The sequence below is a fragment of the Aquibium carbonis genome (genome assembly GCF_003970795.1).
GTDB lineage: Bacteria > Pseudomonadota > Alphaproteobacteria > Rhizobiales > Rhizobiaceae > Aquibium > Aquibium carbonis.
This window is the reverse complement of sequence record NZ_RWKW01000035.1, coordinates 90,042-113,083: the sequence shown is the minus strand read 5'-3', so window position 1 is coordinate 113,083 and position 23,042 is coordinate 90,042. Positions and strand designations below refer to the sequence as shown.

The 23,042-nt window shown below is 65.9% G+C and carries 24 protein-coding genes; 9 read left to right on the top strand and 15 right to left on the bottom strand.

Features of this window, described 5'->3' with window-relative positions:
• Positions 1-70 precede the first annotated feature (70 nt).
• From EJC49_RS10700 to EJC49_RS10685, 4 genes are all read right to left on the bottom strand, one after another.
• Positions 71-940 (bottom strand): SDR family oxidoreductase, encoded by an 870-nt coding sequence (locus tag EJC49_RS10700; RefSeq protein ID WP_126699916.1) that lies wholly within the window; start codon positions 938-940, stop codon positions 71-73.
• Positions 941-1,010: 70 nt separating this feature from the next.
• Positions 1,011-1,199, bottom strand: coding sequence for a hypothetical protein (locus EJC49_RS10695; RefSeq protein ID WP_126699915.1), 189 nt, complete (start codon positions 1,197-1,199; stop codon positions 1,011-1,013).
• Between the two features lie 139 nt (positions 1,200-1,338).
• Positions 1,339-1,746: a hypothetical protein gene (locus EJC49_RS10690; protein WP_126699914.1), complete on the bottom strand. Its 408-nt coding sequence runs from the start codon at positions 1,744-1,746 to the stop codon at positions 1,339-1,341.
• Positions 1,747-1,837: 91 nt separating this feature from the next.
• Positions 1,838-2,404, bottom strand: coding sequence for a glyoxalase superfamily protein (locus tag EJC49_RS10685; RefSeq protein ID WP_126699913.1), 567 nt, complete (start codon positions 2,402-2,404; stop codon positions 1,838-1,840).
• A 265-nt stretch (positions 2,405-2,669) separates the two neighbouring features.
• Here EJC49_RS10685 and EJC49_RS10680 point away from each other — a divergent pair, with 265 nt between their 5' ends.
• The gene (locus tag EJC49_RS10680) at positions 2,670-5,447 is read left to right on the top strand and encodes an ATP-dependent helicase (RefSeq protein WP_126699912.1); all 2,778 of its coding nucleotides are present in this window, start codon (positions 2,670-2,672) and stop codon (positions 5,445-5,447) included.
• 698 nt (positions 5,448-6,145) lie between these two features.
• On the opposite strand, the gene EJC49_RS10675 is transcribed toward EJC49_RS10680, so the two are convergent.
• Positions 6,146-6,433 (bottom strand): GIY-YIG nuclease family protein, encoded by a 288-nt coding sequence (locus EJC49_RS10675; protein WP_126699987.1) that lies wholly within the window; start codon positions 6,431-6,433, stop codon positions 6,146-6,148.
• Positions 6,434-7,109: 676 nt separating this feature from the next.
• On the opposite strand from EJC49_RS10675, the gene EJC49_RS10670 reads away from it, so the two are divergent.
• Together EJC49_RS10670 and EJC49_RS10665 are read left to right on the top strand one after the other, a co-directional pair.
• The gene (locus EJC49_RS10670) at positions 7,110-7,991 is read left to right on the top strand and encodes a hypothetical protein (RefSeq protein ID WP_126699911.1); all 882 of its coding nucleotides are present in this window, start codon (positions 7,110-7,112) and stop codon (positions 7,989-7,991) included.
• A 451-nt stretch (positions 7,992-8,442) separates the two neighbouring features.
• Positions 8,443-9,135 carry an isochorismatase family protein gene (locus tag EJC49_RS10665; protein WP_170314677.1) on the top strand — a complete coding sequence of 231 codons (693 nt, stop codon included), beginning with the start codon at positions 8,443-8,445 and terminating at the stop codon, positions 9,133-9,135.
• Here EJC49_RS10665 and EJC49_RS10660 read toward each other — a convergent pair.
• The gene (locus EJC49_RS10660; RefSeq protein ID WP_126699909.1) at positions 9,125-9,766 is read right to left on the bottom strand and encodes a DapH/DapD/GlmU-related protein; all 642 of its coding nucleotides are present in this window, start codon (positions 9,764-9,766) and stop codon (positions 9,125-9,127) included. The genes EJC49_RS10665 and EJC49_RS10660 overlap by 11 nt on opposite strands.
• Before the next feature lie 182 nt (positions 9,767-9,948).
• Positions 9,949-10,437 (bottom strand): CreA family protein, encoded by a 489-nt coding sequence (locus EJC49_RS10655; protein ID WP_126699908.1) that lies wholly within the window; start codon positions 10,435-10,437, stop codon positions 9,949-9,951.
• 154 nt (positions 10,438-10,591) lie between these two features.
• Here EJC49_RS10655 and EJC49_RS25620 point away from each other — a divergent pair, with 154 nt between their 5' ends.
• The 3 genes from EJC49_RS25620 to EJC49_RS10645 all read left to right on the top strand — a co-directional run bounded on the left by EJC49_RS25620 (position 10,592) and on the right by EJC49_RS10645 (position 12,351).
• Positions 10,592-10,735: a hypothetical protein gene (locus EJC49_RS25620; protein ID WP_170314676.1), complete on the top strand. Its 144-nt coding sequence runs from the start codon at positions 10,592-10,594 to the stop codon at positions 10,733-10,735.
• 50 nt (positions 10,736-10,785) lie between these two features.
• Positions 10,786-11,364, top strand: a complete 579-nt coding sequence (locus EJC49_RS10650) for an SCO family protein (protein ID WP_126699907.1) — start codon at positions 10,786-10,788, stop codon at positions 11,362-11,364.
• A gap of 96 nt (positions 11,365-11,460) precedes the next feature.
• Positions 11,461-12,351 (top strand): 50S ribosomal protein L11 methyltransferase, encoded by an 891-nt coding sequence (locus EJC49_RS10645; protein WP_126699906.1) that lies wholly within the window; start codon positions 11,461-11,463, stop codon positions 12,349-12,351.
• A 99-nt stretch (positions 12,352-12,450) separates the two neighbouring features.
• Here the strand turns inward: EJC49_RS10645 and EJC49_RS10640 are convergent, their stop codons facing one another.
• Positions 12,451-12,630 carry a hypothetical protein gene (locus EJC49_RS10640; protein WP_126699905.1) on the bottom strand — a complete coding sequence of 60 codons (180 nt, stop codon included), beginning with the start codon at positions 12,628-12,630 and terminating at the stop codon, positions 12,451-12,453.
• A gap of 245 nt (positions 12,631-12,875) precedes the next feature.
• Between EJC49_RS10640 and EJC49_RS10635 the strand changes: the two genes are divergently transcribed.
• On the top strand, positions 12,876-14,702 hold the full coding sequence (locus EJC49_RS10635) for an aminopeptidase P family protein (RefSeq protein ID WP_126699904.1): 1,827 nt from the start codon (positions 12,876-12,878) through the stop codon (positions 14,700-14,702).
• Positions 14,703-14,754: 52 nt separating this feature from the next.
• Here the strand turns inward: EJC49_RS10635 and EJC49_RS10630 are convergent, their stop codons facing one another.
• Positions 14,755-16,194: an MFS transporter gene (locus EJC49_RS10630; protein WP_126699903.1), complete on the bottom strand. Its 1,440-nt coding sequence runs from the start codon at positions 16,192-16,194 to the stop codon at positions 14,755-14,757.
• Between the two features lie 66 nt (positions 16,195-16,260).
• On the opposite strand from EJC49_RS10630, the gene soxR reads away from it, so the two are divergent.
• Positions 16,261-16,692: a redox-sensitive transcriptional activator SoxR gene (soxR, locus tag EJC49_RS10625; RefSeq protein WP_126699902.1), complete on the top strand. Its 432-nt coding sequence runs from the start codon at positions 16,261-16,263 to the stop codon at positions 16,690-16,692.
• 169 nt (positions 16,693-16,861) lie between these two features.
• Here the strand turns inward: soxR and EJC49_RS10620 are convergent, their stop codons facing one another.
• Together EJC49_RS10620 and EJC49_RS10615 are read right to left on the bottom strand one after the other, a co-directional pair.
• Complete coding sequence (locus tag EJC49_RS10620; RefSeq protein ID WP_126699901.1) at positions 16,862-17,470, bottom strand: flavin reductase family protein; 609 nt, start codon at positions 17,468-17,470, stop codon at positions 16,862-16,864.
• Complete coding sequence (locus tag EJC49_RS10615; protein ID WP_425358809.1) at positions 17,471-18,031, bottom strand: nitroreductase family protein; 561 nt, start codon at positions 18,029-18,031, stop codon at positions 17,471-17,473.
• A gap of 132 nt (positions 18,032-18,163) precedes the next feature.
• Here EJC49_RS10615 and EJC49_RS10610 point away from each other — a divergent pair, with 132 nt between their 5' ends.
• Positions 18,164-19,153, top strand: a complete 990-nt coding sequence (locus EJC49_RS10610) for a hypothetical protein (RefSeq protein WP_126699899.1) — start codon at positions 18,164-18,166, stop codon at positions 19,151-19,153.
• A 5-nt stretch (positions 19,154-19,158) separates the two neighbouring features.
• On the opposite strand, the gene EJC49_RS10605 is transcribed toward EJC49_RS10610, so the two are convergent.
• From EJC49_RS10605 to EJC49_RS10590, 4 genes are all read right to left on the bottom strand, one after another.
• A complete protein-coding gene (locus tag EJC49_RS10605) occupies positions 19,159-20,109 on the bottom strand; it encodes a lysophospholipid acyltransferase family protein (protein WP_126699898.1) in 951 nt (316 codons plus the stop codon).
• A 103-nt stretch (positions 20,110-20,212) separates the two neighbouring features.
• Positions 20,213-22,210: a threonine--tRNA ligase gene (gene thrS / locus EJC49_RS10600; RefSeq protein ID WP_126699897.1), complete on the bottom strand. Its 1,998-nt coding sequence runs from the start codon at positions 22,208-22,210 to the stop codon at positions 20,213-20,215.
• A gap of 135 nt (positions 22,211-22,345) precedes the next feature.
• Positions 22,346-22,684: a membrane protein insertion efficiency factor YidD gene (gene yidD / locus EJC49_RS10595; protein WP_126699896.1), complete on the bottom strand. Its 339-nt coding sequence runs from the start codon at positions 22,682-22,684 to the stop codon at positions 22,346-22,348.
• Positions 22,681-23,025 (bottom strand): HepT-like ribonuclease domain-containing protein, encoded by a 345-nt coding sequence (locus tag EJC49_RS10590; RefSeq protein WP_170314675.1) that lies wholly within the window; start codon positions 23,023-23,025, stop codon positions 22,681-22,683. The genes yidD and EJC49_RS10590 overlap by 4 nt, the downstream gene beginning before the upstream one ends.
• Between the last annotated feature and the right edge of the window lie 17 nt (positions 23,026-23,042).

The following is a 23,042-nucleotide window of genomic DNA, read 5'->3' as shown; positions in this document are numbered from 1 at the left end:
GCCCCCTCGGCGCCAGTCCCTTCGAACACCTGCCCTTCGACGACCGTTCGCCGGTCCTTGCGTCGAACCCTCAGTTCGGCATGCCGGCGAGCTTCGTGTCGGTCCTGGCGAACACCTCGTCCGGCACGAAGAAGTCCGCGGCCAGCGATCCGGTGGCGTCGGGCGCGTAGCCGGAAAAGTCGGTCACGCCTTCTTCGCGCAGCACCAGTTCGTCGATGAAGAAGTTCCCGGTGCAGTCGCGCGACGGACGCTTGAGAATCGCATGAGCCGCATCGGCCATGATGTCGGGCAGCCGGCTAATCGACGCCACGGCCTCCCCGCCGAGCAGGTTGCGCACGGCGGCCGTGTCGATCGCCGTCAGCGGCCAGAGCGAGTTCACCGCGATGCCGTCGCGGGCGAACTCGGCGCTCATGCCCAGCGTGCACATCGACATGCCGAACTTCGCCATCGTGTAGGCGACGTGGTTCCTGAACCATTTCGGGTTCATGTCCAGGGGCGGCGCCAGGTTGAGGATGTGCGGATTGTCCGCCTTCTTCAGATGTGGAATGCAGGTCTTCGAAACGAGAAACGTGCCGCGCGTGTTGATCTGGTGCATCAGGTCGTAGCGCTTCATGTCGGTGTCCAGCGTTCCGGTCAGCTGGATGGCGCTGGCATTGTTGATGCAGATGTCGATGCCACCGAAAGCGTCGACCGTCGCCTTCACCGCGATCTCGACCATTTCCTCGCTGCGGATGTCGCACAGCACCGGCAGCGCCTTGCCGCCGGCCTCTTCGATCAGTGCTGCGGCGGTATGGATCGTACCGGGAAGTTTCGGATGCGGCTCGGCGGTCTTGGCCGCGATCGTGACGTTGGCGCCGTCGCGCGCCGCGCGCAGCGCGATCGCGAGCCCGATGCCCCGCGAACCCCCGGAAATGAAAAGGGTCTTTCCCTTCAGCGACATGGCGTTCTCCCGCGTGCTTGTGTCCGGCGCATCCTTGCCCGGGCATGGCCGCGACGCAAGCCGCGACCGTTCAACCCTTGTCGGACAGGTCTCGCAGGAAGTCGCGCACGCGCAGGAGTTCGGGCGCAATCGCTCCGTCGTCGATCCGGCGCTCGAAGATGTAGCGCTCGAGGTCGCGCCGCGCGCGCCACAGGTCGTACCCGTCGACCGGCGGCTCCAACGGCAATTCGTCTTCCTGGTATTTCTTGACTGCGGACATTCCCATCCCTCACGCGGGCCTTCGTCCGTTTCGTATTCCATGCAACGCTCATACATTCATTGCGCTGCGTCAATTCCGAGCGCGGGTGGGACCGGACGGGCCGGCCATCGACCGCATGCGCCCCCTCATCGAGTGGCGTTCAAGCCTCGCCCGCTTCCAGGCCGAAACGCTCCACCATCTTCGGATGGATCAGCCTCGCATGGAGCGTGAGCAGCACCACGTCGGCGTCGAAGCCCTCGCCCGCCTCGATCGCCGCCTCCAGCCGCCGTTCTGCCGCGTCCGCCGGCTCCTCGCCATTGGCCGCCACGCAAGCCTCGCGGCCGAGCGCGCAGTAGGAAAACAGCCAGGCGGTGAACGGGTAGGCGTGTTCGGGCGGCTCGCCGGATGGATCGTGATCCTTCATCAGGTTGACGAGCGCGAGCTTGGCGCCCTCCGGAACGCGGGCCGGATGCAGGTCGAAGGCGCGCAGCGCGTCGTCGAGCTGGCGCAAGTCCGCCGACCGTCCGAACCGTCCCAGAAAACCGAACGAAGATCCGCGTCTGGCCATGCTGCCTCCCGTTGCCGGCGGCGCGAAGGGCGCCCGGCTTTCTTGCACATCGGCATCGAGCGAGCCCGGATCAAGGGCCTGCCCGCCGGCTTCACACCGCCCTGCGCTCGATGAAGCGCATCCGGTTGTTGAAGGGATCGGTCACCTGCATCTCGTCGCCCCAGTCCTGCGCTTGGATGCCGGGCTTCATGTAGCGATAGTTCTTCGCCTTCAGTTCGGCGTTGAAGGCGGCCAGCCCTGTCATGAAGACGACCATGTTGCCGCCCGGCGTCGCATCGCCGGCATGTTCGGACAGATGCAGCTTCACGTTTGCCCGCGAGACTTGACAGTACAGCGGGAAATCGTCGCCGAAGCGATGCTCCCAGTCCACGCGAAAGCCCATGAAGCCGCAGTAGAATTCGCGCGCCTTCGCCTCGTCGAATATGCGCACGATCGGCACCGGCGGTTCGAAGCCGAAGGCCGCCGCGCCTGCGGCCGCCGCTTTGACGTCAGCCGCGTTTTCGCCCTCGATCCGCGCCGAAAGCACGTTCCAGTTCGGCAGGCCGAATTGTCGCGCCACCAGTTCCAGCACGGCCGAATGGGAGACGTCGACGCCCGTCTCGCGCATGGCCTCGCGCAGCGATTTCGCCATCGCCTTGGCGTCCAGGTATGTCCGCATGGGAATTCCGATCCTTGCCTGTGCGGCGGAACAGTCTCCGGCGCCCGCGTTGCCGGTGTCGTCCGCCGAGGAAGAGACCGGTTGAAGAATGGTTCTGCGCGTTCGCCATCCCCCTTCGGGGTGCGGGCTGCGGGCCGCGCCAGCCTGATCGAAAAGATAGAACAGGCGGCAGCAAACCGTCAACGTCGCGCCGTCTGGCGGCGAAGCCGGAACAAAACGGACACACTCGCTGGCCTTTGCCGGGCGAATCACTACATTCCGGAGCATGTCCGACTTTCCCGATATGCCGTTCTTCGACGAGGACGAACCGCCCCGCCCTGCCGCCCCCGCTTCGGGCGGGCTCGGCATCGCCGCGCGCGCCATGGCCGCGCGCCAGACCAAGGCGCCGGACTATCTCTCCGGCCTCAACCCCGAGCAGCGGCTGGCGGTCGAGACCACCGAGGGTCCGGTGCTGGTGCTGGCGGGCGCCGGCACGGGCAAGACGCGCGTGCTCACCACCCGCATCGCCCACATCCTGGCCACCGGGCGCGCCTTTCCCTCGCAGATCCTCGCCGTCACCTTCACCAACAAGGCGGCGCGCGAGATGAAGCACCGCATCGGCGTTCTGGTCGGCGAGGCCAGTGTCGAGGGGATGCCCTGGCTCGGCACCTTCCACTCGATCGGCGTCAAGATCCTGCGCCGCCACGCCGAGCTCGCCGGGCTGCGCTCCGATTTCACTATCCTCGACACCGACGACGTCATCCGCCTGATCAAGCAGATCATCCAGGCCGAGGGGCTGGACGACAAGCGCTGGCCGGCGCGTCAGTTCGCGCAGATGATCGATGGCTGGAAGAACAAGGGGCTGGCGCCGAAGGACATTCCCGAGGGCGACGCGCGCGCCTTCGCCAATGGCCGCGGCCGCGAGCTCTATGCCGCCTACCAGGAGCGGCTGAAAACGCTCAACGCCTGCGATTTCGGCGACCTGCTCTGCCATCCGATCCGGCTGCTGCGCGACAATCCCGACGTGCTCGCCGACTATCACCGCCGGTTCAGATACATCCTCGTCGACGAGTACCAGGACACGAATACGGCGCAGTACATGTGGCTGCGGCTCCTGGCGCAGCGACCGAAGGTCGGGCGCGAGGCACCCCCCTCTGTCCTGCCGGACATCTCCCCCTCAAGGGGGGAGATCGGCCAGACCCAGGCCACGTCACGAACCGAAGGTTCGCAAGGCCGACCGGCCGTCGCGCCCGATGGCGCGCCCTCGCGGAGCGAGCCGCGAAGCGGCGACAGCGTGAGCGAAAACAAGGTCAACATCTGCTGCGTCGGCGACGACGACCAGTCCATCTATGGCTGGCGCGGCGCCGAGGTCGACAACATCCTGCGCTTCGACAAGGATTTTCCCGGCGCCATCGTCGTGCGGCTGGAGCGCAACTACCGTTCCACCGCACACATTCTCGGCGCCGCCTCGCATCTCATCGCCCACAACGAGGGTCGCCTCGGCAAGACGCTGTTCACCGAAATCTCCGATCCCGAAGACGCGAAGGTGCAGGTGCACGCCGCCTGGGATTCGGAGGAGGAGGCGCGCGCCGTCGGCGAGGAGCTCGAGCAGATCGAGCGCAAGGGCGGCGCGCTCAACGACGTCGCCATTCTCGTCCGCGCCTCGTTCCAGATGCGCGAGTTCGAGGAGCGCTTCGTCACGCTCGGCCTCGCCTACCGCGTCATCGGCGGCCCGCGCTTCTACGAGCGCCAGGAGATCCGCGACGCCATGGCCTATCTGCGCGTCGTGGCCAATCCCACCGACGACCTCGCCTTCGAGCGCATCGTCAACGTGCCCAAGCGCGGGCTGGGCGACGCGGCCGTGCGACAGGTGCACGACGCCGCCCGCGCGCTCGGAATCCCGATGCTGGAGGCGGCGCGAAAGCTGGCCGAGAGCGACGAGATGAAGCCGAAGCCGCGCTCCGCGTTGCGCGAACTCGCCGCCTCGTTCCTGCGCTGGCAGGAGGCGCTCGACGACACGCCGCACACCGAGCTCGCCGAGACCATTCTCGAGGAGAGCGGCTACACCGACATGTGGAAGGCCGACAAGTCGGCCGAGGCGCCGGGCCGGCTGGAAAACCTGAAGGAACTGATCCGCTCCATGGACGGCTACGAGAGCCTGCGCGGATTCCTCGAGCACGTCGCGCTGGTGATGGACACCGAGCAGACCGAGGCGACCGACGCCGTCTCCATCATGACGCTGCATTCGGCCAAGGGCCTGGAGTTCGACACCGTCTTCCTGCCCGGCTGGGAGGAAGGCCTGTTCCCGCACCAGCGCGCGCTCGACGAGGGCGGCCGTTCGGGGCTGGAGGAGGAGCGGCGGCTGGCCTATGTCGGCGTCACCCGCGCCAAGCGCACCCTGCACATCTGGTTCGTGTCCAACCGCCGCATCCACGGGCTTTGGCAATCCACCATCCCCTCGCGCTTCCTCGACGAACTGCCCGAGGCGCATGTCGAGGTGGCCGACGCCGGCCAGTCCTATGGCGGCTACGGCTCGGGCGGCGGCTATGGCGGGCGCAGCGGCTTTTCCGACGGCAATGCCGGCCGGCGCAACCCCTACGGCGCCTCGCGCTTCGACAGCCTGGGCGGCGGCGCCTCGGGCGGCCAGGGCGGCGCGTCTGGCGGACAAGCGGGCGGGCGCGGCGGTTCAGGGAGCCAGGGCGGCGGCGCCTTCTCCAACACCTACGCCACGCCCGGCTGGGCGCGGGCGCAGAAGAACCGCACCGAGGCCACCGACCGCAACTGGGGCAACCGCTCCGGCCACGCCGTCGAGCGTATCGGCTATGGGGAGACCGACTCGGGCTACGGCGCCGGGCGCGGCTCGGTCAAGGGCCGCGTCATCGAGGGCGAACTCGTCGCCAAATCCGTCTCCGACACCCCCTCCCCCTTCGCCGTCGGCGACCGCGTCTTCCACCTCAAGTTCGGCAATGGCAACATCGCCGCCATCGAAGGCAACAAGCTGACCATCGACTTCGACAAGGCGGGACAGAAACGCGTGCTGGACGGGTTCGTGGAGAGGGTGTGAGGGGGGCGGGCGTGGAGATTGATGAGGCGCGCCATTACAATCCCTCCGACACGAACAAATCGGGAGTATCGTTATCTCGCCTTTTCGAAAGCCGATCACCCCGATTGAAGCAGGGATGTTTCACAGCTTTCAGTCCGTCGCCACTTTCGAAATGCGCCCATCCACCATTCGGCATTTTCATGCTTTGAATTGTTGCACTGCAATGGGGGCAAGAAGATGATTTCACCCTGACGCCATCGGTCGATTTCTTGTCCTCCCTGGGAATCCAACACTCCGAAACTGTCACAGTACGCCCATTGACACAACGCGAGTGCTGTCTTCGTTTCGTCCATCTCATTTCGGAGCCCCCGGAGACTACGTTGCTACTTCTGGGTACCAATTTGTATGTGGACGGGGGATGATTGTATAGTTTTTGCTCAGGGACTCAGCCGCGTTGACGGATCGGAGGTGACTTGCCACTAGCTGACACCCCCTTCGTCATCCCGGGCGGAGCCGGAGCGCAGCGGAGGCGCAGACCCGGGATCCATGCCTCGCCGTCTGCGTCACGCAGTTCAGCGGGCGAAGGGCACCCTTCCCGCGCCGCGTCGTCCGTCACCACCATCGAGGCATGGATCCCCGGCTCTCCCTGCGCTGCGCTCCGGTCGGCCGAGGATGACGAAGCGGAGGGAACGGCGCGAAAACCGCGATCGCCGAGGGGTCTACCACCCGGTGCCCCGCAAGAGTTCTTCCCAGCCCGGGTTCATGCTTTCGATCAGCGCCACCTTCCATTTCCGGCGCCAGCGTTTCAACGTCTTCTCGCGCAGGATGGCGTCGCGGATGTCGAAATGCTCCTCGTACCAGACGAGCCGCGTCACGCCGTATCGGCCCGTGAACCGCGAGCCCGCGCCGGACTTGTGCTCGGGAATGCGGCGAGCGAGATCGTTCGTGACGCCGATGTAGATCGTGCCGCCCTTTTGGCTCGCGGTCATATAGACATACCCGGTCATGGGAAGAGCGTAGCCGAACCGCATGGCGGCGAAAATGGCCAACCATCGGTCTCCCTGGCCCTCGCGGTCTTCCCCACCCCCCTTCGTCATCCCGGGCGGAGCCGGAGCGCAGCGGAGGCGCAGACCATGGGATCCATGCCTCGCCAGTGCGGCCACGCGAGACGGTGCAGGACGCCCACCAGTCACAACGACGCGACATCCATCCCCGTCCCGCCCGTCACCACCATCGAGACCTGAACCCCGGCTCGCCCTGCGCTCTGCTCCGGTCGGCCAAGGAAGACGAAGGCAACCAAGCGCGCATCTTCTACCCCCGACGGAGGAAGGACACGCTCCACCCTCGCGCGCCATTCCCCACCCCCCTTCGTCATCCCGGGCGGAGCCGGAGCGAAGCGGAGGCGAAGACCCGGGATCCGTGCCTCGCCGTCTGCGTCATACTAGGCGGCGGGAAGAAGCAGTCCCGCCCTTGCGCGGCGTCAGCCGTCACCGCCATTGAGCCCAGCCCCCAGCTCTCACTCCGCCGCGCTCCGAACCGCCGAGGAGAGCGGCAATGACGAGCCGAGGTACTGTTGCAGCAAAGCAACATTTGCCTACAAACCATCTCCTCTACACCCGTATCGTGTTGTGCTGTCGGGCCACCTACCATTATCATCTTGCGATGAGATTCGAGGGGGTTGCCATGAAGTATACCGTTTCCATGCTTGCACTGCTGGTCAGCGCCACAGCGGCGGTCGCCGCCGACGCCATCATCAGCGCGCCGGTCGTCGAGAGCCGCATCAAGGGCGCATTCGAAATCGGCGGCAGCGCGCTGCGGTTCTCAAATACCGATGACGATGTCACCGACACGCTTTGGGGCGGATACGCCTCCGCCTTCGCCAATGTCGATGTCACGCCGCGTCTTATCTGGAGTTCCGACCTGCAGTTCGAATTGCTGCACCTGTCAGACGACGAGGAATGGGACGAGAATGCGCCGAACCTCGTGGCCGTGGCGGGATCGAGCCTGAACGTGCGGCTCGGACACAGCACCATCGGTGCGTTCGGCAGCTTCGGAACGCCAAGCCAGTATGACGAAGCCGAGGATCAGAGCTTCGGATGGACGGGCGGCGTGCTGCTGACGCATGCCTTCACGGCCGACACCACGCTGACGGGCCATGCCGGCTGGGCCGACATTCGTGTCGATGACGACGACAACGGCTTTACCGGCTATTTCATCGGCGGCAGCGTGATCCATGGCTTCAGCGACGGCGTCGCGCTTGCCGTGGCTGGCGGGTATGGCCATGCCAATGAGGGCTTCGAGGACGATGATGGCTCCGGCCATTTCTGGAATGTCGGCATCAAGGGCGCGTTCAAGGTGTCTTCCGACCTTCCGATCTTCGCGACCGCGTCGTACGACTATCGCGACTACACCGCCAACACCGAGGACGACGGCAACGAGCATGCCTTCCGCCTCGGTCTGGCGATTGCCCTCGGCGGTGCCGGCACGGCCAAGGACACGTTCAACGCCTTCCAGACCCCCACGATGCCTTATCGCGCAGCCGCCTGGGGCGCGGTGCTCGACTGACGCCACAAGGACGATCCGGTTTTCACGAGGGGCCGCAAGGCCCCTCGTTCGTTGACAGGGCGGGCCCGCCGGGCACACGCAGGGCTTTCGGCGTCGTCATCCCATGGTGGAGACGCAGCGCAGCGGAGGCGCAGACCATGGGACACATGCCTCGCCCTCCATGCCCTGCGAGACGCCGGCGGAAGGGTGTCCCTTCCGCACCGGGTCATCCCTCACCACGGAAGAGGCATGGATCCCCGGCTCTCCCTGCGCTTCGCTCCGGTCGACCGGGGATGACGACGCGGAGGGGGCGATGCGTCACCGCGTTGACAAACCCCTGCCTCACCCCAGCGATTTCAACGTCTTCCATGAATTCCATCCACGCCTGATGAGCCGGGCGGTAAAGTCACCATTGCACGGCGCGTCCCCGCATGACCTGCCGCCGCGCTTGCCCTGCCCCGTCGTGCATGCCATGCCTGTCACCATGCACAGCGTCACCATCCCCGACCATTTCCGTGACAAGATCGCCCGCCGGCGCGGCCGCTTCGAGATCTTCGACCGGCTCGACCCCGCCCGCACCGCGCTCGTCGTCGTCGACATGCAGAAGGCCTTCGTGGCCGAGGGCGCGCCGGTAGAGGTGCCGCTCGCGCGCGGGATCATCGGCAACATCAACCGGCTCGCCGCCACGTGCCGCGCGGCCGGCGCGCCGGTGGTGTGGATCAGGACGACGCTCACCGACGAGACCGGCGCGCATCCCTGGCCGGTGTTCTTCGAGCTTTTCAACACGCAAGAGAGCGGCGCCCGGCTCCTGGCGGCGCTCGGCGACAACTCGCCCTGGCACGGTCTGGCCGACGGTCTCGCGGTCGAACCGGGCGACCTGCACGTGTCGAAGAACCGCTTCTCCTGCTTCATCCAGGGTGCGTCGACGCTCGACATGGTGCTGCGCTCGCGCGGCATCGACCACATCATCATCTGCGGTACGCTGACCAACCGCTGCTGCGAGAGCACCGCGCGCGACGCGATGATGATCGGCTACCGGGTCGTCTTCGTCGAGGACGCCAACGCTGCCGTGACCGACGAGGAGCACGTCGCGGCGCTGGTCAACGTCGCCGCTACCTTCGGCGACGTGCGCCGCACGGCCGACGTGGTCGGCCTCATCGGCTGAGGGCGGCCGCCTCCCACTTGTCGAGGAACGCACCGATCTCCAGCGTCTGCATTTCGGGCACGGCCTCGAAGAGAGTCTCCTTCGGCCAGTCCCACCAGGCCAGCCGCTCCAGCCGGGCAGCGATGTCGGCGGGAAAGCGCGGGCGCAGCAGGCGGGCCGGCGCGCCGGCGACGATCGCGTAGGCGTTGACATCCTTCGTCACCACCGCATTGGCGCCGACCACGGCGCCGCTGCCGATCGTGACGCCGGGCAGGATCACCGCGCCGTGGCCGATCCACACGTCGTGTCCGATCGTCACGGCCTTCGCCTGCCGGCGCTCTCGGAACCCTGGGTCGACGCCGAGATAGCGGAAATATTCGTTCGGACGGTAGCTCACCTTGTGCGTCGTCACCCGCTCCAGCGGGTGCTCCAGCGCGTTGATGCGGCTGTTGGCGGCGATCGAGCAGAATTTTCCGATTCGCGCGTAGATACCCTCGGCGTGGCGCTCGAAATAGGAATAGTCGCCCACCGTCACCTCGCGCAGGATGACGCGCTCGGCAACGGTGACGTGGCGGCCGAGCCGGCAGCCCTTCAGCTCTGCCGTCGGGTGGATGCGCGGCTCGTCGTCGGTAAAGCGGAGATCCTCGGCCATGCCCGAGCCTGTAGCGGGCGGCTCATGCCGCGGCAAGCGGGTGCGTTTGCCCACGCCACCCGGAAAATTGCCGTGGCGTGCCGAAAATGGCGATTGTCGAGCACCGAAGCGGAGCGGACATTCGGGTCCGTGAGCATCGGAGCGCAGAGAAGCGCCTTTTGCAGGCCGCCAGGGCGGTTTTCCTACGGCTTGGCCTTCGTCCACTCCACCTGCTGGCCGTAGAGCGGCACGGTCGAGATCGACATCTTGGCCGAGCCGTCCTGCACCTGGCGCGAATGCGCGAGATAGATCAGGGTCTCGTTCCTGGCGTCGTAGATGCGGTTCACCACCTGCTTCTTCCAGATCAGGCTGATGCCTTGCTTGAACACCTCTTCGCCATCCTTCGACAGGTCGATGTCGCCGATCTTGATCGGCCCGGTCTGACGGCAGGCGATGGAGGAATTCGACGGGTCCTCGAACCAGTTGCCCTTCTGCAGGCGGTCGATCACGCCGCGCTCGAAATAGGCGACGTGGCAGGTCACGCCTTCGACCTCCGGATCGGTGATGGCCTCGATGATGATGTCGTTGCCCAGCCAGTCGACCCCGACCTCGCCCACCTTGTCGGCGTGCGCGGCAACCGGAAAGGCGGCGAGCCCGGCGAGTACAGCCGCGGCAAGGCGTGTGCGGATCATGGTCGTGTGTCTCCTGGTGTCGCCCCGCAAATGGGCCTTCGCGAGCCCTCGCGCAAGATTGACCCGGCAGCGACAACCGGCCGCCTTTGCACGCAGGGGCCGAAGCGCCTATATGCTGCCTCGACGACACGACCTGCGAGAGAGTTCGATCCGGATGCCCGCCCGCCCCGCCCTCCTGTCCGCCGCAGCCTTTGCGGGGCTTGCCGCCGCCACCGGCGTGGCTTTCGCGGCCTGGGGCGCGCACGGGCCGGCGATGTTCATGGCGCTCGCCGAAAGCGGGCTTTCCTGGTGCTTCTGACACATGTTCCCCGGACATAGGCGCCCGCACCCGACAACAAGAGACTGCAAATGATGCGTGGAATCCTGGTCGGCATCGTGCTCCTGATGGCCGGCGCCGTCGGCTGGCTCACCTTCGACTGGTATCGCACGACGCATTCGGGCGAGGCCTTCGGCGATGCTTTCACGCTCGTCGACCAGACCGGCCAGCCGATCACCGAGGCCGCCTTCCGGGGCCAGCCGACCGCCGTGTTCTTCGGCTTCACCCATTGTCCGGAGGTCTGCCCCACCACGCTGTTCGAACTCGACGGCTGGCTCAAGCAGTTGGGGAGCGAAGGCGAGGACATCCGCGCCTATTTCGTCTCCGTCGATCCCGAGCGCGACACGCCCGAGATCATGGGCACCTACGTTTCCAACGTCTCCAACCGCATCACCGGCATCACCGGCGAAACCGCCAAGGTGGAGGCCATGGCAAAATCCTTCGGCATCTACTGGAAGAAGGTGCCGCTCGACGGCGACGACTACACCATGGATCACACCGCTTCCATCCTGCTTCTGGGCCGCGACGGCGACTTCTTCGGCACCATCGCCTATGGTGAGAATCCCGATACGGCGGTCGCGAAGCTGAAGCGGCTCGCCGCCGAGGGCTGAGCCTGCGTCGGGGCTTGCCCCGCCCGCAGGCCTAAGGCAGGAAGAGCGCCCGGCCGCCCTCCCCGCGCCGGCAAGACAGCCCCGGAGACGCTTCCCGTGCCGCAGACCAAGTTCTCCTTTACCGCGCCGCGCGCACTGGCCCGCCGCATCTACGAACTCGTCGAGGCGGCGTTCGAGGAGGATGGCTGGCCCGTTGCGCTGACCGACATCGACGAGGACAAGGGACCCGCGCAGGGCATCGAGACCGTCGACCTCTATGTCGACGGCGCGGGCGAGGCCGAGGCGGGGCGACTGGCACAGCTGCTCGCCGATGAAGGCATCGAGGGGCGTTTCGTGCGCGAGATCCTGCCCGAAACGGATTGGGTCACGACCTCGCTGGAGGGGTTGAAACCGGTGCGGGCCGGCCGTTTCCTCGTCCATGGCAGCCATGATCGCGACAAGGTGCGGGCAAACGATCTCGCCATCGAGATCGAGGCCGGACTCGCCTTCGGCACCGGCCATCACGGCACGACGGCCGGCTGCCTCGAAACGATCGAGCGGATCGTGCGCAACCGGCGTCCGCGCCGCGTGCTCGACCTCGGCACCGGCAGCGCCGTGCTCGCGATCGCAATCGCGAAACTCGCACGCATCCCCGTGCTCGCAACCGACATCGACCCGATCGCGGTGGGCGTTGCCCGCGAGAACGCCAGGCTCAACGGTGTCGGCGCCTATGTGCGCTGCGTCACCGCCACCGGCTTTGGCCATCTGGAGATCGCAGCCGGCGCTCCCTACGATCTGATCGTCGCCAACATCCTGGCCCGGCCGCTGATGAAGCTTGCCCCGCAGATGGCCTTGCACCTGGCGCCGGGCGGTTCGCTCATCCTGTCGGGCATCCTGGTGCGCCAACGAAACGCGGTGGTGGCAGCCTATGCCGGCCAGCGCTTCCGCCACGTCTCGACGCTGACGCGCGGCGACTGGGTGACGATCCATTTCGAGAGGACGCGCTGAGCGTCCCTCCCCCCGCCCTCATAAAGAGAAAGGCGGCCCTTCCGACAGGAAGAAGCCGCCTTCGATCCATGCGCCGGGCGCGAGGCCCGCGCAACGCGATCAGAACATGTAGTAGGCGCCGCCGCGCTTCTTGAGGTCTGCGCGGTCATAGCCGTGCGACTTCAGCGTCTCGTCGTCGAGCATGAGGAGCGCGCCGTTGACGTAGCGGCTCACCTGGCGCTGCCGGGCTTCGACGAGCGCGTCGACCGCATTGCGGAAAAATCCGTTCTTGGTGGCCATGTCGAATGTCCTTCGTGGCTGGAGTTGATGTGTCCTCCACTGGGTTGAAAGGTAAGCGTGGCTGACCTTTTCCACCAGAGCCGATGCCGCATGCCACCCATGCGCTCTTCGCATATGCGAAACGATCTTGTGCGTCGCAGCAAGCCCGTCGTCGATCGTTTCGGGTGACAGGCGTGCTCGCAAGCGGTTCAACCCGTGGAGAAAATCCACTAGGGTCGCACGACCTCCCACCAGACGGACTTTTCATGTTCCAGAGCTTCGACACCGTTTCCGATCCCTCGCTATCCGGCCCTCGCGTCGCGCGCCTGCGCGCCTGGCTTGCCGGCCAAGGTCTCGATGGCTTTCTCGTGCCGCGTGCAGACGAGCACCAGGGCGAATACGTGCCGGCTCGCGCCGAACGGCTGCAATGGATTACCGGTTTTACCGGTTCGGCCGGCGTCGCGCTGATCCTGGCCGATCGGGCCCACCTCTTCGTCGACGGACGTTACACGCTGCAGGCCGCGCAGCAGGCCGATCCTGCGATCTTCACAGGCGAGAGCCTGATCGAAACGCCGCCGCCCGCCTTCATCCGCGAGAGCCTTCCCGAGGGCCTTTCCATCGGGTTCGATCCCTGGCTGCATACGATCGGCGACGCCGCGGCGCTGAAGAGCGCGGTCGAGGCCAGCGGCGGCCGACTCGTCGCGCTCGACCGCAACGCCGTCGACGCCGTCTGGGACGACCAGCCGTCGCCGCCGATCGAGCCCGTCGACATCCATCCAGAGCATTTCGCCGGCCGGCTGGCGATGGAGAAGCTCGCCGACCTCGCGGAATCCGTCGCCAAGGCGGACGCCGATTGCTGCGTCCTCACCGACCCCGCGTCGCTCGCCTGGGCCTTCAACATCCGCGGCAACGACGTCCCGCACACGCCGCTGGCGCTCGGCTTCGCCATCCTGCGCGCCGAAGGTCTGCCCCTGCTGTTCATGGACGAGCGCAAGCTGCCGATGCGCACGCAGGCCTATCTCACCCAGCTCGCCGAGTTGATGCCACCATCGGCGCTCGAGGACGAGATTGTCCGGCTGGCGGCATCGGGCGCAAGGGTCGGTCTCGATACCGCGCTCGCGGCCGAAAAGCTGCGGATGCTGGTCGACGAGAACGGCGGGATCATCGTGTCGATGCCCGATCCGGTGCGGCTGCCGCGCGCGACGAAGAACGCGGCCGAACTTGCCGGCACGCGGGCGGCGCACCGCCGCGACGGCGTCGCGGTGACGCGCTATCTCGCCTGGCTCGACCGCCAGCGTCCCGGTTCGGTGGACGAGATCGGCGCGGTGACAGCGCTCGAGAATGCCCGCCGCAAAGCCGGCGAGGAAGCGCAGATGCCCTTGCGCGACATCTCCTTCGACACGATCTCGGGCGCCGGCCCGAACGGCGCGATCATCCACTACCGGGTGACGACCGCGACCAATCGCGTGCTGGGCGACGGCGAGTTGTTCCTGGTCGATTCCGGCGCGCAATTCCAGGACGGCACCACCGACATCACCCGCACGGTGCCGATCGGCATCCCGAGCGCGGAAATGCGCGAGCGCTACACGCTGGTGCTGAAGGGCATGATCGGCATCTCGCTCCTGCGCTTTCCCGCAGGCACGCGCGGCGCCGACATCGACGCCGTGGCGCGGATGGCGCTGTGGAAGGCCGGGCTCGACTATGGCCACGGCACCGGCCACGGGGTCGGCTCCTACCTCTCCGTCCACGAGGGGCCGCAGCGGATCGCCAAGACCGGCACGGAAAAGCTGCTGCCCGGCATGATCCTCTCCAACGAGCCCGGCTACTACAAGGCCGGCCACTACGGCATCCGGCTGGAAAACCTGATCGTCGTCACCGAGCCGCAGACGATCCCCGGCGGCGACAAGCCCATGCACGGCTTCGAGACCCTGACGCTCGCCCCCTTCGACCGGCGGCTGATCGTGACGGAGATGCTGACCGCCGAAGAGCGCGCCTGGGTCGACGCCTACCACGCGCGGGTGGTGGCCGAGATCGGGCCTATGCTGGGGGACGAGGACCGGGCCTGGCTGGAGGGGATGGCGCAGCCACTGTAGCGGCATCGGACGCGGACCATCCGGCTTGAGGCCGCCGTTGCGACCATCGCGGCTACGGCCGCGGTGGTCGCAACGGATCGCGCATCATTGCGCTCATGGCCACCAGTCCGATGGCGGCGAAGGGCACGCATGAGGCAAAGACCCATCGGGCAACGGTTGCTGCGTCCGCGGCCGACTCCATGGACAGCAGGCCCGAAGCATTGGCCACGATCCCGACATAGGCTGCGCCGAGGGCATAGCCGAGCCTCTGTATCGTGGGGATCGCTCCCGAAACACGCTGAACCTCGTCGGCATCGGCGAGCGCGATCGTTCGCCGCAGAATGAAGGTCCACGCCATCCCGAAACCGCCACCTTCCATGGCCGAGAAGAGGGCGATCAGCCAGACGGGGCCGTTGGGAACGGCATGCAGAAAGCCGAGGATGCTGAGGCTCACGACCGTCATGCCGAGGCCGATCATCATCCGGTCCAACCGCTCGGGCAATCCGCTGACCAGAACCGCCATGATCGTCCAGCCGATCGACGAACAGGCGACGATGTAGCCGGCCGTCAGCGCGGATACCCCGTGGATCGCGGTTGCCAGCAACGGCCCGAATGCAGTGACGGCGATGGTTGCCATCGACATGGACAGGATCATGAGCAGCGCGGCGCCAGCCGGCCGCCGTGGATCGAACGGACGACGCGGAAGGAGCCGGTTTTCGCCAGCGCGCACGTCCAGCCACAGAAACACGATCAGGCAGGCCAGTCCGGCGGCAACGGAGGGAACCGTGCGCAGGATCGACACCTCGACGCCACCGAAAGCGACCAGAACGACGGCGAGACACAACAGGGCCAGACGGCCGACAGGAAACGCGGGGGAACCGCCGATGGATCGTGTCGCGCCCGTGTCTCGTCGAAAGACGATCCAGAGGGCGAGAGCGAACGCCTGACAGGCAAAGAAGGCGAAGCCCCACCGCCATGTCGCATATTCCACGAAGACGCCGCCGACCAGCGGCCCGGCGAAGGCCGAAACGCCCCACAGGGCCGACACGGCCGCCATCGCGCGCACAACATAGCGGCGCGGGAAGATCAGGCCGACCGCGACGAAACTCATTGCCACCAAACCGCCGCCGCCCAGACCTTGCAAGGCGCGGCCAGTCAGAAGCAAGGGCATCGTCGGGCTGACGGCGCTGACGACACAGCCGACCCCGAACAGGACGGCAGCCATGCTCATCGGCGCGCGCAGGCCGGCGCGCATGGTCAACAGTGCGCTGGCCGCTCCCGCGACGATCGACCCGATCTCGTAGAGCGAGACGGACCAGCCCACGAGGGCGGCCCCGCCGATCTCGGCGACGATGGATGGGAGCATGGTGGCGACGATCAGGCTGTCGGCCGCATGCAGCCAGACGGCTACGCAAACCAGTGTCAACGACGCGGCATAAGGGCTCCCAAGAAACTCCCCCCACGACACGAATGTCTCCTTATCCGTTCTCGCACCGTCGTCCGTGTCAGTCATGCCCGTCTCCTCTTGACCGACATGCTGCTACGACCTCAACATTGGTTGAGGTCAAGGAGTTTGCGAATGACGAAGAAGGAATTGTCCGTTGGCGAGCTCTCGCGTCGCAGCGGTTTGCCGGTCTCCACGCTGCATTTCTATGAACGTCGCGGACTGATCGCCTCCGAGAGGACATCGGCCAATCATCGGGTCTATCGGCGTGACATCCTGCGACGTGTGACGGTCATCAAGATCGCGCAAAGCGCGGGCATCCCGCTTGCCGAGATAACCGAAGCACTCTCTCGATTGCCCCGCGACAAGGCGCCCGACACGCGGGACTGGGAGCGTATCGCCGAAAACTGGCATGACGATCTCACACGGCGGGTCGAATTGCTCACGGCGCTTCGTGACAAGATGGCGCTGTGCATCGGCTGTGGATGCCTCAGCGTGCAACGTTGTCCACTGGTCAACGCGAATGACGAACTGGCGAAAGATGGTCCTGGCGCCCGCCTGCTTTAGCCACCGACGAGCATTCTCGACACATTCGGCGGCGATTTCGGCCCAGCCCCAGATCGGCGGCAGTCTACGTCCATTGCAGGCATCCGCGTTGGCGTTGGCGTCAGCCTCGGGCCATATCCAGGCAGACCAACCGGAAAGGCCGTTCCGTTTCCGGTGGGCGCCTTCGCCCTCAGCCCCTCTCCCACCGCGGCCGGCGCATCTGGAACACCTCCTGCACCGCCGCATAGTCGTGATAGCCCAGCCGCGCGAGGTTCTGCGCGCGTGCCGTGTCGAACATCCCATCGGTGAGATAGTCGTCGTCGATGTGGACGCCGACCACCTGCCCCGTCACCACTGTCACACCCGCCTTCGATCCATCGAGGAGCTTCGGCTGGAATATCTCCGTCACCCGGCATTCCAGCGCGGCGTGGGCTTCGGCCACGCGGGGGGCAGCAACCAGTCGCGAAGGCGCAGGCGTCAGTCCGGCATAGCCGAACTCGCTGACGCCGCGCGGGGCATCGACCGACGTCGCGTTCATCGCATCGGCGAGGTCGCGCGTGACCAGATTGGCGACGAACTCACCCGTCTCGCGGATGAAAGTGACACTGTCCTTTTCGCCTTCGGACGAAAACCAGACCAGCATCGGCCTCGACGATAGAGCGTTGAAAAAGGAGTAGGGCGCGAGGTTGAGTTCGCCGACGGCATTGCGGCTGGATATCCAGCCGATCGGGCGCGGCGCGACGATAGCCTTCAAAGGATCGTGCGGCAATCCGTGGCCCTTGGCGGCTTCGTAGAACATTCAGCCCTCCCGAGGCCCGGCATAGTCGGAGACGAGCGTCGCCGGGTCGGGACGCGGACGCTCGGCGATCTCGCCGGTATGGTTGCCGACATGGACGAAGCCCACCACGCGCTCTTCCGGCGAGAGCCCGAGGATGGCGCGGCCCTCGTCGACATCGGAGTACCAGTTGGTGATCAGGTTGGCGCCATAACCGAGCGCATTGGCGGCGATGATCAGGTTCATCGCGGCCATGCCGGCCGACAGGAACATTTCCCATTGCGGAATCTTCAGATTGGCCTTCGGCACGAACACCACGCCGATGACCAGCGGCGCGCGCGAAAAGCGGGTACGCTCCTGCTCGATGCGGGCCGGAGCAAGCGCGCCCTCGCGTTTCACGGCAAGGTCGGCCAGCTTCTCGCCGATGGCCACACGCGCATCGCCCCGATAGAGAATGAAGCGGAACGGCACCAGCCGGCCGTGATCGGGAACCCGCGAGGCGATCCGAAGCATGGTTGCGATGTCCTCGTCACCTGGACCGGGGCCGGCGAGTTCCTGGATCGGCGCGGACTTTCGCGCCAGCATGAAGTCGATGACGGATGCGTTCAAAAGGGCGATTCCTTGCGGTCGAACTGTTCGGAAGAGTTGCGGCGACGCGTGTCACGTGCCAGCCGACGGCCTTGAAATTGCCACCGCTTTGGGCTTGATGGCAACCCGATGCACGAAGACACGCCGTTCACCGCAAAACGCACCTTGCGCGCCGTTCTGGCGGCGTCCCTCCTGTTTGCGAACAGCGTGGGCGCGCTGGCGCAGTCGGGAGACGCGACGCAACTCCAGATTCCCGGCGCTGGCGGGTTCGGCGGCGTCGAGCGCGGGCCCGCCCTGCCCTTCGTCGGCACCCAGCAGGTGCGACTTTCCGCGCAGCTGACGGCCGAATCGCCGGAACTCACACGCGGACTGATCTGGCGGATCTTCAAGCCGGACGCGGGGGATGACGGCAAGCTTCCGCTGGTGGTCGCCGAACAGGGCGGAACCCGCTCGTTCGACCTCGCGCCGGGCAGCTACCTCGTTCATGCAGCGTTCGGTCGGGCCGGCGCGACCAAGCGCATCACGGTCGGCAACGAACCGCGCATGGAGAACTTCGTCCTCGACGCCGGCGGCCTGAAGCTCGATGCCATGCTCTCGGACGGAATGCGCATCGCGCCGTCCAAGGTGCGGTTCGACGTCATGGAAGGCACCGAGGGACCCGATGGCGAACGGGCGATGATTGCACCTCAGGTCAGGCCCAACAGCGTCGTTCGGCTCAACGCGGGTGTCTACCACGTGGTGTCCTATTACGGTCAGGTCAACGCCGTCATCCGATCCGACATCCGTATCGATCCGGGCAAGCTGACGGTCGCGACGGTCGAACACAAGGCGGCGCAGCTGTCCATGAAACTGGTGCGTGCCTCGGGCGGTGAAGCAATCGCCGACACGGCCTGGTCAGTGCTCACGGATTCGGGCGACGTGGTTCGCGAATCCGTCGGCCCTTTTGCGGCCATGGTGCTCGCGGAGGGCGACTACACGGTCATCGCCAACAATCGCGATCGCATCTACCAACGCAGTTTCACGGTCAGGTCGGGCCAGGATGAAGACATCGAGCTGATCACCAGCCGCGACATCGCCGACATTGGCGCCGACGGAACCGAGAAAGCGCCGGTCGAGTAGCGCGGTCAGACCGGAATCCCGACGCCCGCGCGACGACGAGGCAGTCGGATGCGACGCCGGGCAGGCGTCCTAGGCGGCGCAAGCGAAAAGACAGCATTTTTCAGGAAGGCCAGAAGCGCCTTCCGATCGCGGATCGGCTCCATCTCGCTCCAGGCGATCACATTGCCGATGCGCGCCTCCAGCGTCTTGCCGGACAGCCGCGCGAATTCGCGGATCAGGAGCGAGGTCCGCAGCGTGAGCGAAATGTTGCCGATCAGCCGTGGAATAGGCCGCTTGTCGGCCGTCAGGTCCATGTGGCGGCTGACGATGTGGAACAGCCGCCCGCACTGGCCGTCGAAGTAGAGCGGGATGACGGACGCCCTCGCATCCTGCACCAGCCGCGCGGCGAAGATCTTCCAGGGCAGATCTTCGGCGCGGCCATACCCCTTGGGAGCAGTCGCGACCCCACCGGCCGGAAAAATGACGATCGTGACGCCCTCGCGCAGCAATCTCAAGGCCTCGTGGCGAACCTCGAGATTGTTCTTCAGCGCGTCCTTCGTCTCCGAGAAATCGACGGCCAGCGAGTAGGGCGCGATTTCGGGCACCTTCAGCAATTCGGCGTTGATCATCACCTTGAAGGGGCGGCCAATCTGTTCGGCGAGCGACAGGACGGCGATCCCGTCGCCGATGCCATAGGGATGATTGGCAATGATGACGAGCGGCGCGTCCGGAGCGGGCTGCGGCGGCCAGGGCCTGTCGCGGTTCACCTTCACGTCGATCAAGTCGAGCATGCGGCCGAAGATGCGTTCGCCCGACGGGACGATCTCGTCGCGCCAGATGCCGTAGAGCGCCGCGTAGCGGTCTCGACCCGCCATGCCCTCGATCGATCGGATCACCCAGCGCTTCAGGCGCGGCTGGCTGTCGTTGGCATAGGACAGCTCGGGAAATGGAATCGGGCGGCTGCGCAAACGGGGCATCATCTTTCCGATATGCGCGCCGTCCATGACAGGCGGATGAAGGCCGCGCGGCGCGCCGATGATGGCGAAACGGGGAAGGCCCTGCCTCCCCGTCGTCGATCGATCAGGCCGCCTGCGCATCCGCGCGGCGACGCAGGTCCGGCGGCACTGCTTCGGCACCGAGCATCGCCATCGCCTCGCCGAGCGCCATCGACTGCTGGTCGCGCGAGCCGAGCCGGCGGATATTGACGGTGCCCTCCTCGGCTTCCCGCTTGCCGCAGACGAGCATGACCGGCACCTTGGCCAGGGAGTGCTCGCGGACCTTGTAGTTGATCTTCTCGTTGCGGAGGTCGGCCTGGGCCATCAGCCCCAGTGCCTTGAGCTTCTTGACCACGTCGAGCGCATAGTCGTCGGCCTCCGAGGTGATGGTGGCGACCACGACCTGCACCGGCGCGAACCAGAGCGGCAGGTGGCCGGCATAGTTCTCGAGCAGGATGCCGAGGAAGCGCTCCATCGAACCACAGATGGCGCGATGGACCATGACGGGCCGCTTCTTCTCCGAATCCTTGTCGATGTAGAAGGCACCGAAACGCTCCGGCAGGTTGAAGTCGACCTGCGTGGTGCCGCACTGCCACTCACGTCCGATCGCATCGCGCAGCACATACTCGAACTTCGGCCCGTAGAACGCGCCCTCGCCGGGATTGATCGACGTCTTGATCCGCCCGCCCGACTGTTTCTCGATGGTCTCCAGCACGCCACTCATGATCGCCTCGGCATGATCCCAGGCCTCGTCCGATCCGACGCGCTTGTCGGGCCGGGTCGAGAGCTTGACGCTCACTTCCTCGAAGCCGAAATCGGCATAGGTCGACAGGATCAGGTCGTTGATGCGAAGGCACTCGGCGGCGAGCTGCTCCTCCGTGCAGAACACATGCGCGTCGTCCTGCGTGAAACCGCGCACGCGCATCAACCCGTGCAGCGCGCCCGACGGCTCGTAGCGGTGGACATTACCGAATTCCGCATAGCGGATCGGCAGTTCACGATAGGACTTGAGCCCATGCTTGAAGATCTGCACGTGACCCGGGCAGTTCATCGGCTTGATGGCGAAGACGCGGTGATCGGCTTCCTCGTCCTGCGGATTGGTGAAGGCATGCGCCGATTTCACCGCAAACATGTTTTCCTGGTACCAGCCCCAGTGGCCGGAAGTCTCCCACAGCGACTTGTCGAGGATCTGTGGCGCGTTCACCTCCTCGTAGACGCCGTCCAGGCGGCGCCGCATGTAGCTGACCAGGCTCTGGAACATGCGCCAGCCCTTGGAGTGCCAGAACACAACGCCCGGCCCCTCCTCCTGAAAGTGGAACAGGTCCATCTCGCGGCCGAGACGGCGATGATCGCGCTTCTCCGCCTCCTCCAGCATGTGGAGGTAGCCGTCGAGCTGCTCCTGCGTCGCCCAGGCGGTGCCGTAGATGCGCGTCAGCATCGGGTTGTTCGAATCACCACGCCAGTATGCGCCCGCCACCTTCATCAGCTTGAAGGCGTTGCCCACCTGCGCCGTCGTGGCCATGTGCGGCCCGCGGCAGAGATCGAACCAGTCGCCCTGGTAGTAAATCTTGAGATCCTGGCCTTCAGGAATCGCGTCGATCAGCTGGACCTTGTAGCTCTCGCCCTTGTCGCCGAAGACCTTGCGCGCGCGGTCGCGGTCCCAGACCTCCTTGGTGAAGGGACGGGCCCGCTGGATGATCTCGCGCATCTTCTTCTCGATGACCGGAAAATCGTCCGGCGTAAACGGCACGGCGCGGGCGAAGTCGTAGTAGAAGCCGTTCTCGATCACCGGGCCGATGGTGACCTGAGTGTCGGGCCAGAGCTCCTGCACGGCTTCTGCGAGCACATGGGCCGTGTCATGCCGGATCAGTTCCAGCGCGCGCGGGTCGTCGCGTGTAACGATCTCGACCGCGCCGGACCGGCCGACCGGATCGGACAGGTCGCGCACCTCCCCGTCGAGCGCGTAGGCGATCGATTTCTTGGCGAGCGACTTCGAGATCGCCTCGGCCAACTGCGCGCCGGTCATCGCGGCGTCGTAGTCGCGCACGGATCCATCGGGAAACTTCAGGGAAACCTGGGACATGTTCTCTCTCCTTATCCAGTCCCGCAAACGAGCGCGGGTGGTTTCGTGCCGGATGCGTCCGGCGGCGCGGGCTTGTTAGCGGTGATCGACGCTGCCGTAAAGGCGATGCGCCGGTCTTCGTCATGTCGGCCGGCGTCAACCGTCGTGGTCGTGCCCGCAACCACACTTTTTCGACACCCGCCAGAATCGCCATGGCGTCCACCAGTGCAATTCCGGCGCAAGAGCCACCGGCACGTTGTCGATGCCGCTGGTGCCTCCCGGGCCGCAGCGCATCAGACGAAACAGCCCCATCCAGCCGCCGTTCCAAAGTCCGTGACGGGCAATCGCCTCGTAGGCATATTCCGAGCAGGTCGGCAGATGCCGGCAGGTGTTGCCGATGAAGCCTGAAAGCGTGAGCTGGTAGAGCCGCACGAAGCCGGTGCCGAACAGGCGCCCGGGCGTCTTGCGCCAAGGACCGGTGTAGTTGCGGCTCATCTGTAGCTTGCCCGCTCTTGAAGCAGTGCGTCGATCGACGCCACAAGAGCGGGGATGGAAACGATCGCGGAACGCCAGACGACAAACAGATCGAGACCGTCATAGCCATGAGCGAGGCGATGGCGCATCGCGACAGCGCTGTTGAGATGGAGTTCGGGGTTGAGCTGGACGAACTCCGGATCGATCTGGCGAATTCTCGACGCTGCCTCACCAATGCAGACGAAGCACCAGCAGACTGCATCGCAGCTTTTTGTGTCCGCTACGAATTCCTCTTCGCTTAGGCCTGAGATGTGATCGCTCGTCCGTCGACCCCAGAACACCATGTCATCAAGCAGCTGCACTACTTCCGTCCGAAGAG

Coding starts and splice junctions, on each gene's coding strand:
- EJC49_RS10695 (WP_126699915.1), bottom strand. CDS start 1,199: ATGTCCGCAGTCAAGAAATACCAGGAAGACGAATTGCCGTTGGAGCCG.
- EJC49_RS10675 (WP_126699987.1), bottom strand. CDS start 6,433: ATGACCGGGTATGTCTATATGACCGCGAGCCAAAAGGGCGGCACGATC.
- EJC49_RS10680 (WP_126699912.1), top strand. CDS start 2,670: ATGTCCGACTTTCCCGATATGCCGTTCTTCGACGAGGACGAACCGCCC.
- EJC49_RS10620 (WP_126699901.1), bottom strand. CDS start 17,470: ATGTTCTACGAAGCCGCCAAGGGCCACGGATTGCCGCACGATCCTTTG.
- soxR (WP_126699902.1), top strand. CDS start 16,261: ATGACGAAGAAGGAATTGTCCGTTGGCGAGCTCTCGCGTCGCAGCGGT.
- EJC49_RS10690 (WP_126699914.1), bottom strand. CDS start 1,746: ATGGCCAGACGCGGATCTTCGTTCGGTTTTCTGGGACGGTTCGGACGG.
- EJC49_RS10665 (WP_170314677.1), top strand. CDS start 8,443: ATGCCTGTCACCATGCACAGCGTCACCATCCCCGACCATTTCCGTGAC.
- EJC49_RS10650 (WP_126699907.1), top strand. CDS start 10,786: ATGATGCGTGGAATCCTGGTCGGCATCGTGCTCCTGATGGCCGGCGCC.
- thrS (WP_126699897.1), bottom strand. CDS start 22,210: ATGTCCCAGGTTTCCCTGAAGTTTCCCGATGGATCCGTGCGCGACTAC.
- yidD (WP_126699896.1), bottom strand. CDS start 22,684: ATGAGCCGCAACTACACCGGTCCTTGGCGCAAGACGCCCGGGCGCCTG.
- EJC49_RS10670 (WP_126699911.1), top strand. CDS start 7,110: ATGAAGTATACCGTTTCCATGCTTGCACTGCTGGTCAGCGCCACAGCG.
- EJC49_RS10615 (WP_425358809.1), bottom strand. CDS start 18,031: ATGCTGGCGCGAAAGTCCGCGCCGATCCAGGAACTCGCCGGCCCCGGT.
- EJC49_RS10610 (WP_126699899.1), top strand. CDS start 18,164: ATGCACGAAGACACGCCGTTCACCGCAAAACGCACCTTGCGCGCCGTT.
- EJC49_RS10700 (WP_126699916.1), bottom strand. CDS start 940: ATGTCGCTGAAGGGAAAGACCCTTTTCATTTCCGGGGGTTCGCGGGGC.
- EJC49_RS25620 (WP_170314676.1), top strand. CDS start 10,592: ATGCCCGCCCGCCCCGCCCTCCTGTCCGCCGCAGCCTTTGCGGGGCTT.
- EJC49_RS10660 (WP_126699909.1), bottom strand. CDS start 9,766: ATGGCCGAGGATCTCCGCTTTACCGACGACGAGCCGCGCATCCACCCG.
- EJC49_RS10605 (WP_126699898.1), bottom strand. CDS start 20,109: ATGCCCCGTTTGCGCAGCCGCCCGATTCCATTTCCCGAGCTGTCCTAT.
- EJC49_RS10640 (WP_126699905.1), bottom strand. CDS start 12,630: ATGGCCACCAAGAACGGATTTTTCCGCAATGCGGTCGACGCGCTCGTC.
- EJC49_RS10685 (WP_126699913.1), bottom strand. CDS start 2,404: ATGCGGACATACCTGGACGCCAAGGCGATGGCGAAATCGCTGCGCGAG.
- EJC49_RS10655 (WP_126699908.1), bottom strand. CDS start 10,437: ATGATCCGCACACGCCTTGCCGCGGCTGTACTCGCCGGGCTCGCCGCC.
- EJC49_RS10630 (WP_126699903.1), bottom strand. CDS start 16,194: ATGACTGACACGGACGACGGTGCGAGAACGGATAAGGAGACATTCGTG.
- EJC49_RS10635 (WP_126699904.1), top strand. CDS start 12,876: ATGTTCCAGAGCTTCGACACCGTTTCCGATCCCTCGCTATCCGGCCCT.